The 16,133-nt window shown below is 54.3% G+C and carries 14 protein-coding genes; all 14 read left to right on the top strand.

The genetic code is table 11. From position 1 onward, the window contains the following. Position 1: 1 nt before the first annotated feature. The gene (gene yjjG / locus C1Y42_RS13665) at positions 2 to 682 is read left to right on the top strand and encodes a pyrimidine 5'-nucleotidase (protein WP_021506777.1); all 681 of its coding nucleotides are present in this window, start codon (positions 2 to 4) and stop codon (positions 680 to 682) included. A gap of 866 nt (positions 683 to 1,548) precedes the next feature. Further along, on the top strand, positions 1,549 to 2,145 hold the full coding sequence (locus C1Y42_RS13660; protein ID WP_031279568.1) for an SH3 domain-containing protein: 597 nt from the start codon (positions 1,549 to 1,551) through the stop codon (positions 2,143 to 2,145). Positions 2,146 to 2,167: 22 nt separating this feature from the next. Beyond that, complete coding sequence (gene tssJ / locus C1Y42_RS13655) at positions 2,168 to 2,665, top strand: type VI secretion system lipoprotein TssJ (RefSeq protein WP_021506780.1); 498 nt, start codon at positions 2,168 to 2,170, stop codon at positions 2,663 to 2,665. Between the two features lie 8 nt (positions 2,666 to 2,673). Continuing rightward, positions 2,674 to 4,014 carry a type VI secretion system baseplate subunit TssK gene (tssK, locus tag C1Y42_RS13650; protein ID WP_104093727.1) on the top strand — a complete coding sequence of 447 codons (1,341 nt, stop codon included), beginning with the start codon at positions 2,674 to 2,676 and terminating at the stop codon, positions 4,012 to 4,014. Positions 4,015 to 4,033: 19 nt separating this feature from the next. Then, a complete protein-coding gene (locus C1Y42_RS13645; RefSeq protein WP_021506782.1) occupies positions 4,034 to 5,275 on the top strand; it encodes a DotU family type VI secretion system protein in 1,242 nt (413 codons plus the stop codon). 3 nt (positions 5,276 to 5,278) lie between these two features. Beyond that, positions 5,279 to 8,908 (top strand): type VI secretion system membrane subunit TssM, encoded by a 3,630-nt coding sequence (tssM, locus tag C1Y42_RS13640; protein WP_104093726.1) that lies wholly within the window; start codon positions 5,279 to 5,281, stop codon positions 8,906 to 8,908. 14 nt (positions 8,909 to 8,922) lie between these two features. Further along, on the top strand, positions 8,923 to 9,636 hold the full coding sequence (gene tagF, locus C1Y42_RS13635; RefSeq protein WP_021506784.1) for a type VI secretion system-associated protein TagF: 714 nt from the start codon (positions 8,923 to 8,925) through the stop codon (positions 9,634 to 9,636). A gap of 17 nt (positions 9,637 to 9,653) precedes the next feature. Next, a complete protein-coding gene (gene tssA / locus C1Y42_RS13630) occupies positions 9,654 to 10,664 on the top strand; it encodes a type VI secretion system protein TssA (RefSeq protein ID WP_058771462.1) in 1,011 nt (336 codons plus the stop codon). Between the two features lie 79 nt (positions 10,665 to 10,743). Then, positions 10,744 to 11,271 (top strand): type VI secretion system contractile sheath small subunit, encoded by a 528-nt coding sequence (gene tssB, locus C1Y42_RS13625; RefSeq protein ID WP_104093725.1) that lies wholly within the window; start codon positions 10,744 to 10,746, stop codon positions 11,269 to 11,271. A 2-nt stretch (positions 11,272 to 11,273) separates the two neighbouring features. Next, positions 11,274 to 12,770, top strand: a complete 1,497-nt coding sequence (gene tssC / locus C1Y42_RS13620; protein WP_104093724.1) for a type VI secretion system contractile sheath large subunit — start codon at positions 11,274 to 11,276, stop codon at positions 12,768 to 12,770. A gap of 133 nt (positions 12,771 to 12,903) precedes the next feature. Beyond that, entirely contained in the window at positions 12,904 to 13,560 is a 657-nt protein-coding gene (locus C1Y42_RS13615) for a hypothetical protein (RefSeq protein ID WP_058776444.1), read from the top strand. Positions 13,561 to 14,207: 647 nt separating this feature from the next. Next, positions 14,208 to 14,690: a type VI secretion system tube protein Hcp gene (locus C1Y42_RS13605; RefSeq protein WP_072208636.1), complete on the top strand. Its 483-nt coding sequence runs from the start codon at positions 14,208 to 14,210 to the stop codon at positions 14,688 to 14,690. Between the two features lie 404 nt (positions 14,691 to 15,094). Continuing rightward, positions 15,095 to 15,721 (top strand): hypothetical protein, encoded by a 627-nt coding sequence (locus C1Y42_RS13600; RefSeq protein WP_058777970.1) that lies wholly within the window; start codon positions 15,095 to 15,097, stop codon positions 15,719 to 15,721. Further along, positions 15,714 to 16,121 carry a hypothetical protein gene (locus C1Y42_RS13595; protein ID WP_104093723.1) on the top strand — a complete coding sequence of 136 codons (408 nt, stop codon included), beginning with the start codon at positions 15,714 to 15,716 and terminating at the stop codon, positions 16,119 to 16,121. The genes C1Y42_RS13600 and C1Y42_RS13595 overlap by 8 nt, the downstream gene beginning before the upstream one ends. Positions 16,122 to 16,133: the final 12 nt, after the last annotated feature.

Genomic DNA, 16,133 nt, shown 5'->3' with positions numbered 1-16,133 from the left:
TATGTTAAACGACTGGGACTGCATCCTGTTCGATGCGGATGACACACTTTTCCACTTTGACGCCTTCGCCGGCCTGCAGCGCATGTTTGCCAGCTACGACGTGCACTTCAGCGATCAGGATTACGCTGATTATCAGGCCGTCAACAAACCGCTGTGGGTCGATTACCAGAACGGCACTATTTCAGCGTTACAGCTCCAGACGCGCCGCTTCACGCTGTGGGGCGAAAAACTGCGCGTGGCGCCGGAAGTGCTTAACAGCGACTTTCTTAATGCGATGGCCGAGATCTGCCTGCCGCTTGATGGCGCAGCCCGCCTGCTGGATACGCTCAAGGGCAAGGTAAAAATCGCCATCATCACCAACGGTTTTACGGCGCTGCAGCAGGCGCGCCTTGAACGCACCGGTTTCCGTGACTACTTTGACGCGCTGGTGATCTCCGAACAGGTGGGCGTACCCAAGCCGGACGCGGCGATTTTTGACCATACGCTGCAGCTGCTGGGCAATCCCGATCGCCGCCGGGTATTAATGGTCGGCGACACGCCGGAATCGGATATTCTCGGTGGTATGAATGCCGGCGTGAAAACCTGCTGGATCGATCACGGCACGCGTCCGCTGCCGGCGCACATCACGCCCACCTGGCAGGTGAAAACCTTGCCTGAGCTGCAATCTATTCTGACTGCTTAACAATCCCGATACCTGCTATTTTAGCGAATTAAACCAGCCTGGTCCGCCTGGCTGGTTTTTTTCACTGACAGTTTGTCTTTATCACCCCTTTTTCACCGCCTGCCTGGGTTTTATCGCGCGCAGAGAAAATGCGTGCCGCTCAGCGCCATTTTTTTTTATGACAATTTTTAATGATCGCGCGAGCAAAATTTCATCTTTCATTTACAATCTTTCACAGTTTTAATGGATTGCTAAGAATAGTCTTAGGCTTGCGGGCAAAAGTGACGCAAATTTGCATTAAAAATATTTGTTAACCTTTACTGAACTAATTTCCTCTGCTAGCGGCGCGTTGAAATTTTGTCAGGCTTCTGTAAACTTCCGTCAGACATTAACAAATGGATTGTGATTGCATGCTCACGGGCAGGTTTTACCTGGCTCGTGCGGTAGCTATGATGTTTCCAGTCTTTTATATGTTCTTGATATATCTCAATAAATAGCAATGCTGTCAGCGAATGCCGTAAGTTGTTGCTGTTATCCTCTTAATCGTTACCGATTAACCAGATTCATTGAACGTGATAGTTTTTATACCAGGGATGGCATAAGAGAAACCGAGGTTTGGCTGTGGCCGACCCCTTCGCTTAGCAAAAATTGATCATGTTGCTGATCGTTTGTGAAACGATCAGAATTCTTCCGACATCATCCCTGTCACTAATGTTGCATTTTTAATACTTAATTCAGACTGATCAATTTTTGCCTCGCTGGCGCGATGCGTTAGCCACACTCATTAAAGGGTCAACTTTTTAACTGGTACTGAATCGACGCCGGCTCCAGCCGTGCGCACGGTTCATTTTGCTCTTAACCGGCCTCTGGCCACTTTTTAGGCGTTAATGGAACTAAACATGAAGAAAATGGTGAATCTCCGTATGGCGTTGGGCCTGATGTTTGTTTTCGCAGTGGCTGGCTGTAAAGCACCGCCAAAGATGACAGACGACACTATTGTCAGCAGCACCGTTGACGGCGTCACGCTGTCGCACCGTTATGCCGTCCAGCCGCCGGCACAGTTCAGCCCGGTGAACGAGGCTTATCGCGCGCTCTATCCGGCTTCGATCATGACCCGCCCGAGCTTCGGCGGCAAAGTGGTGGATACGCTGAAAAGCGGTGAAACCTACACCGTGATTGGCCAGGTTGAAAACAACTGGCTGGCACTTGGCGAGTCGGCGCAGGCCGCAGACGAAGCGCAGCCTGAGACTGCACCGGCCGATGACAAAAAAGCGCAGCAGCCGGCGGCTCAGCCTGCGGTGCAGCTGATCGGTTATGTCCCGTTCCGCGCGGTGGTGAAAAGCGCGCTGTATGAGCAGACCATCAAAGCGGATCAGCCGAAGCGTCGCGCCCGCGCCAGCAGCAAGAAAAAGACCTGCGTCGCGGTGGATGGCGACAGCAAAGCGTGCCAGAACAGCAACAGCGGCACCTGGATCATCAACTAACACGGTAAGCAGGGAGGGCTGAATGATGACGATGATTTCTCTCCGCCGCGCCGGATTACTGCTGCTGGCTTGCCTGCTGGCCGCCTGCAGCAGCAACAGTCCGGCGCCGGTTGCACGCTACAATCTCGACTTTCAGGCGCATCCGCAGATCAACGCGGGTGCGCCGCTCAAAGTCCGGGTGATGTTGCTGACCTCCGATGCGGAATTCATGTCCGCTGATTTCTACTCCCTGCAGAACCAGCCCGCCACCGCGTTGGGCAGCACGCTGCTCAACAATCAGCAGTTCTTCCTGATGTCAGGTCAGCTGAGTAAAACCCTCAGCGCGAAAAGCCTGCCGGAAGCGCGCTTCATCGGCATCATGGCCGAGTATCAGGCGCTGGACGGTAAAGTCTGGCGCCTCGCGCTACCCTTCCCGGATGGCGACGACAGCGCATTCTGGCAGTTCTGGAAAAATAACGATGGTGAGTTGAATGCCCGCGTCGTGGCGGATATCAACGGCCTGCGCGTGGTTAAGCAGTAAGGATGCCTATGAACCGAGCCGAAAAGGTTGTCTGGACCGAGGGGATGTTCCTGCGCCCTCACCATTTCCAGCAGTCGGAAAATTTTCTACACAGCACCCTGCGCGAGTGGGGGCAGTCGCAGCGCGCCTACACCTGGGGTTTTTTTGATCTCGAATTTGATGAAGCACTGCTGCGCCAGGGAAAACTGGCGCTGAGTGCCGCCAGCGGATGTCTGCCTGACGGCACCTTTTTCTCTTTCAGCCAGCCACAGCACGGTCCGGCCCCGCTGGATCTGCCGGCGAATGTCGATCGCAGCAAAGTGGTACTGGCGATCCCGGCCCGGCGCAACGGGCGCGAAGCGGTGGCGTTTCAGGAGACGCAGGATTCACTGGCGCGCTATCTGGCGTGGGAAGCCGAAGTCGAAGATGACAACGCTCAGGCGGTCGGCGCTGCCACCGTTCAGTTCGGCAAACTGCGCCTGCGCCTGATGCTGGAACAGGATCTCACCGCGGAGTGGACGGCGATGGGTGTGGCGCAGGTGGTTGAAAAACGCAGCGATAACCACGTGCGCCTCGACACCGATTACATTCCGCCGATGCTGACGCTCAACGCCAGCCGGCCGCTGCAAAGCATGCTCAATGACCTGCACGGCCTGATTCAGCAGCGCAGCCAGCAGCTGAGCCAGCGCACGCCGGGTACCGGCCGTTTTAACAGTGCCGACATGGTCGATTTTATGCTGCTGACCTTACTCAACCGTCAGCTTGGCCTGCACGCGCACCTACAGCATCTGCCGCTGCTGCACCCGGAAACGCTCTACAGTCACTGGCTGCAGATGGCCGCTGAATTGAGCAGCTGGATGCCGGCGCGCACCCCGGACGCGCTGCCGCTGTATGACCATGACGATCTGTACAGCTGCTTTGCCCGCTTAACGCTACTGCTGCGCCAGGGACTGTCGCAGGTGATGGAAGAGAGCGCCATCCAGCTGCCGCTGACGCAGCGCTCGCACGGCCTCAACGTGGCCACGGTGCCGGAAAGCAGCATGGTGCGCGAGTTCGGCTTTGTGCTGGCGGTCAAAGCCAGCGTGCCAGCCGAGGCGCTGAAAACCCACTTCCCGGCGCAGATGAAAGTCGCGCCCGTCACCAAAATCCGCGATCTGGTACAGCTGCAGCTGCCGGGACTGGCGCTGAAAGCCATGCCGGGCGCGCCGCCGCAAATCCCGTGGCATGCCGGCTACAGCTATTTTGAGCTCGATAAGAACAGCGAGCTGTGGCAGGAGATGGAGCGCTCAGGTGCCTTTGCGTTGCATCTGGCCGGTGAGTTTCCGGGCCTGAACATGGAGTTCTGGGCCATTCGTAGTCAGTCAGAATAATCAAAACTGAGCACGCCGCATGATGCAGGAACAACAGAAACCGAACAGTGACGTCACACAGCAGGATGTCAGCCATCAGAATGTGCTGGTCGCCGCGGCGAATCCGCTGATTAACGCGATCCCGCAGATTCGCCACTCCGTCTCGCACGACGATCCGGCGCGGCTGCGCCAGCAGCTGATCGATCAGATCCGTCGCTTTGAGCTTAGCTGCCAGCAGTCGGGGCTGAGTTATGAAGTGATCGTCGGCGCGCGCTACTGCCTGTGCACCGCGCTGGATGAAGCGGCGGCGCTGACGCCGTGGGGCAGCCGCGGCGTGTGGACCAGCAACGGCCTGCTGGTGACGTTTCACAATGAAACCTGGGGCGGTGAGAAGTTCTTTCAGCTGCTGGCCAAGCTGTCGCAAAATCCGCGTCAGCATATCCTGCTGCTGGAGCTGATCTATTTCTGCCTGCTGCTCGGCTTTGAAGGGCGCTACCGCGTGCTGGATAACGGGCGTTCGCAGCTGGAAACCATCAAACAGCGTCTGCTGCAGATGATCAAAAGCGTGCGCGGCAGTTACCCGGCGGCGCTGTCACCGCATCCCACCGATCAGCCGGTGCTGCGCAAGCTGTGGCGGCCGATGATTCCACTGTGGGCCTGTGCGGCGGTGGCCGGCTTTGCTGCCTGCCTGTTCTACATCGTCCTGAACTGGCGTCTCGGCGACTACACCTCGCCAGTGCTGGCCAGCATCTATCAGACCGCGCTGCCGGAAGTCAAAATCAGCAATCCGGCACCGCCGCCACCCGCCACGCTGAACCTGAAAGCGTTCCTCAAGCCGGAAATTGATGCCGGCCTGGTGGCGGTGCGCGATGAAGCCGACCAGAGCGTGGTCACGCTGAAGGGCGATGGCCTGTTCGCCTCGGCATCCACCGAAGTGCGTGGCCGCTACGATGCGGTGATTCAGCGCATTGCCGCCGCGATGAATAACGTCAGCGGGAAGATTCTGGTGATTGGCTACAGCGACAACGTGCCGATTCGCAGCGCCCGCTTCGCCTCCAACTATGAACTCTCGCTGGCGCGCGCGCAGTCGGTGCAAACCCTGCTGCAGCAGCAGCTGGCGCAGCCGTCGCGCGTTAAGGCCGAAGGGCGGGGCGAAAGCCATCCGCTGGTGCCGAACACCAGCGCGGAGAATCGCGCCCGCAACCGTCGCGTAGAAATTACTCTGCTGGTCGCGCCGGATGCGACGCAAGCGGAACTCAACGGCCTGGCGAGAGGGAACTAATCCATGCTGAATATGCTTTTTGCGGTGCTGACCAGCCGCCTTGCCTGGGGTTTTGTCGGCATTACCGCGCTCTCCTTTATCATCTGGGTGATTGGCCCGGTGTTTTCCATTGTCGACTCGCGGCCGCTGGAGCCAGAGCAGAACCGCATCATCAGTATTGCGCTGCTCTATCTGGTCTGGGGGCTGAGCCAGGCGATTCCGCGCCTGTATAACTTCTGGCTCAACCGCAAACTGATGTCGAGCCTCGAAACCAGCAAAAGCGATGCGCCGGAGCAGGACCGCAAACGCCTGACCAATGAAGAGCAGGTGCTGGCGAGCCGTTTCTCCGAAGCCACCGACATGCTGAAAAAAGCGCACTTCCAGCGCGCCAGCAGTAAGGGCGCGCCTTTCTGGGCGCAGCGCTTTAGCCATCAATACCTCTACCAGCTGCCGTGGTACATGATCATTGGCGCACCGGGTGCCGGTAAAACCACCGCGCTGGTCAACTCCGGGCTGCAGTTCCCGCTGGCGGACAAGTTCGGCAAAGCGGCGCTGCGCGGCATTGGCGGCACGCGCAACTGCGACTGGTGGTTCACCAACGAAGCGGTGCTGCTGGATACCGCCGGCCGCTATACCACCCAGGAGAGTCAGCAGGAGCGCGACGCCAGCGAGTGGCATCACTTTCTCGACCTGCTGCGCAAATATCGCGGCCGTCAGCCCGTCAATGGCGTGATTGTCACGCTCAGCGTGTCTGATTTACTGACGCAATCGCCGGAAGCGCAGCGCAATCAGGCGATCGCACTGCGTCAGCGGCTGATGGAGCTGCACGATCGCCTTGGCATTCGCTTCCCGGTTTATGTGCTGGTCACCAAAACCGACCTGCTCAAAGGTTTCCGCAGCTACTTCGCTTCGCTGGATAAAACCCAGCGCGAGCAAATCTGGGGCTTTACCTTCCCGTGGGCGCAGGCGTCGACCGCAGAGTTTGAGCTCAACAGCCAGTTTCAGCAGGAGTATTCACTGCTGCAGCAGCGTCTGGATGCCGGCCTGGCCGATACGCTGCTGGCGGAGAGCGATGCGCAGGCGCGGGCGGAGAGCTATCTGTTCCCGCAGGAGTTCGCCGCGCTGCGTCCGCTGCTGGCGGATGCGCTGGATACGCTGTTTGCCCGCTCTGATTTCGAAACCCAGTTCGCGCCGCGCGGTATCTATTTCGCCAGCGGTACTCAGGAAGGGCTGCCGTTTGACCGCGTGATGGGCGAGCTGAGCCGCGCCCTGCATCTGCCGGGACAGCGCAGCGGCGAATCCGGCAGCTGGGACCAGGTCGACAAAGAGTCACCGATCCCGCCGAACAAAGGCCAGAGCTTCTTCCTGAAAGGCGTGCTGGAAAATGTCATCTTCCAGGAGTCAGGCCTGGCGGGCAGTAACCGCTGGTGGGAGCTGCGCAATCGCGCCGGATTGTGGTCCGGCTATCTGGCGCTGCTGGTGCTGGTACTGATTGCCGGAGCGCTGTGGCTCACCAGCTACAGCAAAAACAAAGCCTATTTACAGGAGATGGCGGGTAAAACGCCGCAGGTGGAACAGCTGGGACAACAGCTGGAACGCCAGGGCAATGGCGATCTGTTTGCGCTGGTGCCGTATCTCAACACGCTGCTGCAGCTGCCGAAAAGTGCCGACTTTTCGCTGGAAGATCCCCCGCTGACGCGCCGCATGGGGCTGTATCGCGGTACCGAAGTCAGCGACGCCACGCGCACCCTGTATGACAAAGCGCTGAAACAGCTGCTGCTGCCGCAGGTGGCGCAAAACATCACCCGCTGGCTGCGTAACGACAACGGCAGCGATGCGGATTACAGCTACGAAGCGCTGAAAGCTTACCAGATGCTGTATCAGCCAAAACATTATGACGGCAAATTCCTGCATGCCTGGCTGATGCTGAATGTTAGCCGCGAACTGCCGCAAAACGTGACGCAGCAGGAAGTGAAACAGCTGGCGTGGCATCTGCAGCAGCTGCTGGAGACACAGATTCAATCCTCGCCATACGCGAAGGATGATGCGCTGGTAAAGCGCGAGCAGGCGCTGATTAACCAAATGCCGCTGTCGCAGCGCGTCTACGGACGTCTGAAGCGCCTGCTGCAGCGTGACGGCAGCCTGCAACCGGTCACCCTCGCGGCGCTGGGCGGGCCGCAGAGTGAGCTGGTGTTTTCACGCAAAAGCGGCAAATCAGTCAATGACGGCGTGGCCGGCCTGTTCACGCCAGACGGTTACTGGCAGCACGTCGATAAACAAATCGCACCGGTCACGCAGGCGCTGTTCCAGGATGATGTCTGGGTGCTGGGCGGCGTTGCGTCGCCGGAGAACAGTCAGCAGACCGACCTCGCGGTGCGCCAGCTTTACGTGCAGGATTACATCCGCCAGTGGGAGCAGTTCCTCAGCGATATCCAGCTCAACAGCAGCGCGGATTTGTCGCAGCGCATCAACACCGCACGTCTGCTGTCGGGCAACCACTCGCCACTGCGCCAGCTGGTGGTTAACCTTAGTAAGCTGCTGACGCTGAACCGCGCACAGCCGGATGAGCAAAGTACCCAGGCACAGCCGGCGACGGGCAACAGCGCCACGCGCACTTTAGAAGCGCTGTTCAGTTCCTCCAAAGCCAGCGCGGCGCCGGGCCAGGGCGCAGCCCAGCAGGCACCGGAGCAGGCGGTGGCGGTGCACTTTGCGCCTGTGCTGGAGCTGGCACAGCCGCTGCAGCAGGGCAGTAAAGTGCTGGCGGTGGATGATTTTCTGCATCAGATCGACGATCTCTACCGCTATCTGACGGCGGTGCAGGACGCCGCCAATAGTGGCATGCCGCCGCCTTCCGGCGATGCCATCAGTCGTCTGCAGGCCAGCGCCGGTCGCTTACCGGGTTCGCTGCAGAATATGGTTTCCAGCATGGCCGTGGGCGCCAGCAGCGATGCACAGCGCCGCGATATGGATAACGTGCGCAAGCGCATCACCATGGAAGTGGGCAGCTTCTGCCGCCAGGCGATTGCCGGCCGTTATCCGCTGGTGCGCAATGCGCGCAGCGAAGTGACGCCGGACGATCTGGCGCGCATGTTCGCGCCGGGCAGCGGGCTGATGGACAGCTTCTTCCGCGACAATCTGGCCAGCAAAGTGGATACCACCAATACGGCGTGGCGTTTCACGCCAGGTATCGACGGCAAAACGCTACCGGGCGGTGAGGCGCTGCTGCGTCCGTTCCAGCAGGCGCAGTCGATTCGTGATGCCTTCTTTGCTAACGGGGCGACCACGCCGTCGTTCCGCGTCACGCTGCGTACGGTGAAAATGGATAACGACATTCTCAACCTGACGCTCGACGTCGATGGCCAGATTCTGCGTTACAGCCACGGCCCGCAGGCGGTGCAGATGGTGAGCTGGCCCGGACCGGGCGGCACCAGCCAGGTGCGGATGCAGCTTGGCCTGACCAACGGCACCACCTCAACACTGGTGACCAGCGGTCCGTGGGCGCTGAACCGCTTCTTCGATCGCGCTCGCTTAACCGCGGTCGGTGGCCTGACCCGCGAGGCCAGTTTTAACGTCGATGGCCATCAGGTCACGTTGTCGTTCACCCCTGGCAGTATTCGTAACCCGTTCCAGCTTCCCGGCTTTAGCTGCCCCTGAAACAGGACCTGATAATGACTCATTACGCAGCACCCGGCTGGTACGGCAAATTGCCCAGCTCGGGTGACTTTGTGAAGCGACGCTTCCCCGATGTGCTGTACCGGCAGTGGTCGAACTGGTTTCAGGTCGGACTGCATCACTGGCAAACCAGTGAAGAGAGTAAAAACGCCCCGTCGCGCGCCTTTCTCAAAGCGCCGGTGTGGAATTTTGTCGTGCCGCCGATGCTCGGCAGTCAGCTGATCCAGATGGGCTGCCTGATTGCCGCCCGCGACAGCGTCGGCCGCAACTATCCGCTGTGCGCGCTGCGCCATTTTACGCCCGCCGAGTGGTCACCGGCGCTGCTGGCCCGCTCGGGCGAGTGGTATCAGCAGGTCGGCAATATGCTGCTGCGCGTGGTGCAAAACGGCGGTACGCCAGAGCAGCTCGACCAGGCGCTGCTGAGTATTCCGCAGCCCCAGCAGCCGCAAACTGACGGCGAACAATCGGACATTTTACAGGTGATTGGCGACGGCGAGCCGTCAACGCTCAACTGGAAACTGCCGGGTGACAGCTTCGACCCGCAGTTTTACACCAGCTTCTGGTGGACAAACCAGAGCGACGGTTTCCCGCTTTACACCCAGGTGCACAGCGGCAACTTCACCGCACAGCTGTTCTCACTGCTGTTTGACCCGGCCGGCGGGGCAAAACCCGGACGAAACGGACTTTATCCTCCGATGTTTGAATCCTGAGGCCAACCGCTATGACGATGAATATTGACGCGCTGCTGGCGCCGGTCAGCAGTGATAACCCCTGCGGCGACAACCTGGAGTATCACGCGGATTACCAGGCGATGGAGCAGGCCAGTACCGGTAAAGCCGAACAGCAATTTGGTGAGACCATTATCCCGGCTGAATCAGCCGACTGGAATAAAGTCGAAAAGCTGGCGATTGACTTGCTCAGCCGCAGCAAAGACCTGCGAGTGATGTTAGCGCTTACTCATGCCTGGACCGAGTTGAAAGGGCTGCCGGGCTATGCGCAGGGACTGAAGCTGATTGAGCAGGCGCTGCTGCTGTACTGGGAGCCGCTGTGGCCGCGACTGGAAGAGTACGGCGAACAGGATCCGTTTTACCGCATCAACGCGGTGGCGCTGCTGGGCGATAAATCAGCGCTGAGCAGCGCGGTACGCCAGAGCTGGCTGCTGCGCTACGCCTCGGATGGCATCACGCTGCGCGATGCCGCAGCGCTGTGCGACGGCAGCAAGACCGAAGTCGCGGACTATCCTGGCGGTCTGCCGCGCCTGACCGATGAGCTGGCGCGCGGTGAGCAGCCCGGTATTGAAGCGGTGCTACAGATAAGTGAGCGTTTGCAAACCATTACCGAAACTCTGACCGAACAGCTGGGTGAAGCGGCGGTGCCGGAGCTGTCGCAGCTGCGCAGGCAGATCGCCATGATCGCCGAACGCTGTCAGGCCACTGACCTCAGCGCGCTGCAGCCTGCCGTGGTAACAGAGCCGCCGCCGGAACCGAGCGTCGCCGCGCCCGCCGCAGCGGTTCGCACGGCTGACTGGCGCAGCGTGCAGCTCAGTTCGCGCGCCGATGCGCAGCTGATGCTGGAGAAGGTGAAGCACTACTTTGCTCAGCACGAACCCAGCCATCCGGCACCGCTGATGATCGACCGCGTACAGCGGCTGATTGAACTCGATTTTATGGACATCATCCGCGATCTGGCGCCAGACGGCGTGCATCAGCTGGAAAATATCTTTGGACGCCGCGACTAAGCGAGCGTAACAACTCAACGCAGCGAGACCTGCGCGCCTCCTGCGAAACTTTACCCGCGCACCCTTAATGGAGAAAACCATGGCACCAACGAAATCCAGTGGGCAAAAGTTCATTGCCCGCAATCGCGCGCCTCGCGTTCAGATTGAATATGACGTGGAAATTTATGGCGCGGAACGCAAAATTCAGCTGCCGTTTGTGATGGGCGTCATGGCGGACCTGGTCGGTAAACCACTCGAGCCGCAGGCGAGCCTTGATGAGCGTAAATTCCTGGAAATTGATATCGATAACTTCGATGAGCGCATGAAAGCGCTGAAGCCGCGCGCGGCGTTTCAGGTGGATAACACGCTCAACGGCGAAGGCAAACTTAACGTCGAACTGACCTTCGAGAGCATGGACGATTTCTCACCGGATGCGATTGCCCGTAAAGTCGAACCGCTGAGCAACCTGCTGGAAGCGCGTACCCAGCTTTCGAATCTGCTGACCTACATGGACGGCAAAAACGGTGCGGAAGAGCTGATCGGTAAGATTCTGCAGGATCCAACGCTGTTGAAAGCGCTGACCCACCTGCCGAAGCAGGATGAAAACGCTGAAGGTAAGGAGGAGTAATCATGACCCAGTCTTCGCATCAGCAGCAACAGGGCGCCTCGCACTACAGCGAGAATGAACTCAGCGCCCTGCTGAACAAAGAATTTCGTCCAACCAGCGAGCAGGCGCGTGCAGCCGTCGAAAGTGCCGTGAAGACGCTGGCGCAGCAGGCGCTGGAAAACACCGTCACCATCTCGAATGATACCTATCGCACCATCCAGGCGCTGATCGCTGAGATTGACGACAAGCTGTCACAGCAGATCAACCAGATTATTCATCATGAAGAGTTTCAGCAGCTGGAGAGCGCGTGGCGCGGTCTGAGCTACCTGGTGAATAACACCGAAACCGACGAGATGCTGAAAATCCGTTTCATGAGCATCTCCAAGCAGGAGCTGGGACGCAGCCTGAAGCGTTTTAAAGGCGCTGGCTGGGATCAGAGTCCGCTGTTTAAGAAGATTTATGAGCAGGAGTACGGTCAGTTCGGTGGCGAACCGTTTGGTTGCCTGGTGGGCGATTACTATTTCGATCACAGCCCGCAGGACGTGGAATTGCTGGGCGAAATGGCGCGTATCAGTGCGGCGGCACACTGCCCGTTCATCACCGGTACCGCGCCGACCGTCATGCAGATGGAGTCATGGCAGGAGCTGGCGAACCCGCGCGATCTGACCAAAATCTTCCAGAACACCGAATATGCCGCCTGGCGCAGTCTGCGTGAATCGGAAGATGCCCGTTATCTCGGCCTGGTCATGCCGCGCTTCCTGGCGCGCCTGCCGTATGGCATTCGCACCAATCCGGTGGATAGCTTTGATTTTGAAGAGCAGACCGATGGCTCAAATCACAACGGCTACACCTGGAGCAACGCCGCCTACGCCATGGCAGCCAACATCAACCGTTCTTTCAAAGAGTACGGCTGGTGCACCGCGATCCGCGGCGTCGAGTCTGGCGGTGCGGTTGAAAACCTGCCGTGCCACACCTTCCCGAGTGATGACGGCGGCGTAGACATGAAATGCCCGACGGAGATTGCCATCAGCGATCGTCGTGAAGCCGAGCTGGCGAAAAACGGCTTCATGCCGCTGGTGCACCGCAAAAACTCGGACTTTGCTGCCTTTATTGGTGCGCAGTCACTGCAAAAGCCTGCGGAATACCATGATGCCGATGCGACCGCCAACGCACGTCTGGCTGCACGCCTGCCGTATCTGTTTGCCTGCTGCCGCTTCGCGCACTACCTCAAGTGCATCGTGCGCGACAAGATCGGTTCATTCCGCGAGCGTGATGAAATGGAGCGCTGGCTGAACGATTGGGTGATGAGCTATGTCGACGGTGACCCGGCGAACTCGTCACAGGAAACCAAATCGCGTAAGCCGCTGGCTGCCGCCGAGGTGAGCGTGGAAGAGCAGGAAGATAACCCGGGCTACTACGCTGCGAAATTCTTCCTGCGTCCGCACTACCAGCTGGAAGGCCTGACGGTGTCACTGCGTCTGGTATCTAAACTGCCTTCACTCAAATCGAATGAGAATTGATTTTAATAACAAAGCACGCTGATACAGGCGTGCTTTATTAAAAAATTTTGATTTACGCTGCTTTTTCATTTAATTAGGTTTTAAGATTTCAAAGACTTTTGTTGGTTAAATATGACTATGGAGAGTGTGAATTATGTCTGATGTAAATAAAATTGCACAAGGTATGCTTCAATTAATTAATGGCAAACAAAGTATCAGGCATACATTCTTTGAAAGTGTAATCGGTGGTTTAACTTCATTCACACAAGATATCTCTTTAGTGGCAAAAGATTACTTTGATACTGATCATCGATGGAGAAATCAGACCGATAAAATCAGACTTGCAGCACTAATCAAAAGAGGGGCATCTTCGGATAGCCTGAAGAAAATGGCGACAATAGTGGTGCAAAACTATTGGAGTAACCTCACGGCTGAACAAGCTGAAAAGCTGGCAGCAAAAGTAGGAGGTACAATTGCGGGAAAAATGGCTTTTAATTATATAGCACTCAGTCAGATTCTCATTCTTTTCTTTGAAAAAGCTATTGCGCGCTTCATTTTCTCCCTTGGTATTGGATCTATTTTTTCAATTGGTGCTGCGGCTTCAGACTCGGTTTATTCATCAAACGATCTCAAGGCACGCAATCCAAAAATATATAATGAATTACGTAGTAATGGTGATCTGGATTTACTTTACTTTCTTCTTAAAGAATACCTCGACCCATATTTAGAGGCTATTGAATTACAGAGTACCAGTCCGACTTTATCCAATAATATTTTCAATGTTTATGTCGATGGGATCAGGAATGTCTAGAAAAGTAATACTCTATATTCTAAGCCTTTTCATTAGCATTATCTCAGGTTTGCTTTTTTTTGGTTTGGGTGGTTATTGTATTTTCATCATGAACTGGTCCGGCGGGCTATGGATGAACATACTGAATGCAGTGATTCTCCTGGCAATCTTCACCGCTTCAGTATTTGTTTTACATCTGTCGGATCTGGTCAGGAAAAAAATCTAGATTTCACTTTTCTTAATAAAATAATAATTAATATAGTGAAAACAATAAATAATAACTGACCAATCAAATATCCTGAGGATATCAGGTCAATTTTCTCAAAGGCAATGGTTATGTATAAGGATTTAATCAATAAATAGCCGCAATAGCATGCTGAAAATAAAGAGAAGATTATTAAAATATTTAAAATTACTTTCATTGCTATATTAAGTGGCGATTCCTTCATTTTCTTTCCTCCGATTAATGACAATTGACGTGCGTTCAAAGAAAATAATGTTTCAATTTGAAAAAGTCAAGATTATTCAATTTTGATTTTATATCTCCATGTAGCGGAGATAACCTAGGAGCAATGGTAAACTATGGACTGGTTAAGCAGCCCCATACTTTTCTATTTGCTATTACGATGCTTCTAAAGCATTTTCTTAACTAAAGAAGAGTTGAAATTATGGCTATTGATATGTTTCTGAAAGTTGATGGTGTAACAGGTGAGTCTAAAGATTCAAACCATACAGGCTGGACAGATATTACCTCCTTTGGTTGGGGGGCAACGCAACCAGGTAATATGGCCGTAGGCGGTGGCGGCGGAGCAGGTAAGGCCGCATTTAATAATCTGGCTGTAGATGCTCTCATCGACAAATCCACTACAGCAATCCTGAAACATTGTGCAAGCGGTAAGCATATATCTAAAGTTGAACTTTCAGTTTGTAAAGCAGGTGGTCAACAAGTTGAGTATGCAAGAATTACTTTAGAAGATGTTTTGGTTGTTTCCGTAAACTATAATGGTTCTAATAACGGTGACGTTTTAGGCGTCAGCTACGCATTCCAGGCTGCTAAAGTCAAACAACAATACTGGGAGCAAACGTCTTCGGGCGGTAAAGGTGCTGAAAGTAGTGCTGGCTGGAATATCAAAGAAAATAAAGAAGCATGATTGCTTTCATGAGCGGCCCCTGTGGGGCCGCTTTGTAAGAATCATATTGAATGCAAGGTTTATTTTATTTGATTTACGAGGGTTATGATAATGGCTACTCATTGGAGAATACATGATAAAAAGACTTACCTTACTATTTGCATTAGCATGTGCTGTGAGATCTTTAGCAGTTAGGGCAGAATCCTTAGCTTTAGTTAGTTGTAAGAAACTTAATGGCAGGATAGAAGACCAGTGCGCTGAAGGAAATCTAAGTGATACAAGGTCTGGCTGACATCAATCAGCCTGAAAACACACCAATCAATATGGTTAAAAAACACTTACTGGTTCGCACATTGCGTACAACACGAAATAAAGCATGATAAATGTTCTTTTTAAAATAAATACGAATCAGGATATTTGATAGCATGAAAGCGAAATTATATTGTTGTGTACTGCCTTGCTTACTCGTTTGGAACATTGCTTCCGCGACGACAGCGCTTATACCAGGCGATAAACAAGAATATAAGCCAGCTATAATGGCCCTGGCTCAGCACAACGGACTCGAGCGTGTTCAATTGAATCTGCAGCAATCTTTCACCGTCAAACGCGACGATAAAAGCATAGGAATGCTGATACAGGGACGGGGTTGGGTGAGGGAGGTTCATCCAGTCTGTTTTATTGGCTGGAGCAGAGATGGCGAGCATGTTGACCAATTTTTGTTAACTATCGGTCAGGATGAATGGGAAGCGACAGGTTGCCACAAGATTTCTGCAGTAGGAATTATATCAGGAAAGAATGAACAGCAAGTGAAAATAGCGGTTATTTATGAGGTTGAAGCTGCCGAGCGTTATGCTTTTAATTATTATATTTTGGGTCTAAATGAAACTGATAGTGATATTTACTATGATCGGGAAATAACACATCGATTTGAAAATAGTTATCTTAATAATATTGCTGAGTTACGCAGAGTGTATGTAAAAATGTCAAATAGTTATACGCATAACAATCACTCTGAAAAAAGCGAAAATATTATTAGGAAACACTATGAATAAAGTTGATTTCTTTCTGCATTTAGCTTTTCTATTGATTTTATTTTCGTTAATTATGCAGGTTTTTTCATACTGCATCTTTAAAAAGAATGAACGTAAATACGTTGAGTTGATCAGTGAGTTTAGACGTCGTGATCTTGACTTAGACATAGTAACGAATATCTATTCTTTTTTTGGTCCTCTATTTAATGCCAATAAGATAGTCTATTTTATTGATCTCTATAATGGGAAAGAGATGAAGTTAGCGAAAGGAAAGCCTGTAAGTAAGAATGCATACAATTTCATACAGTCACAGCCTAAAGAAAATATATCATGGATGCTGAGGCTTCATAATTTAAACCTTATCAGTTTTTTTCTGTTGTTTTTAGGCGTGGGTATCGGTTTGATTGTTGGTTTTATTTAATGAGCTAAATAA

Source organism: Pantoea sp. ICBG 985 (assembly GCF_002928365.1).
GTDB classification, from domain to species: domain Bacteria; phylum Pseudomonadota; class Gammaproteobacteria; order Enterobacterales; family Enterobacteriaceae; genus Pantoea; species Pantoea dispersa.
Note: the sequence above shows the minus strand (reverse complement) of the source record. Positions and strands in the feature narration are given on the sequence as shown.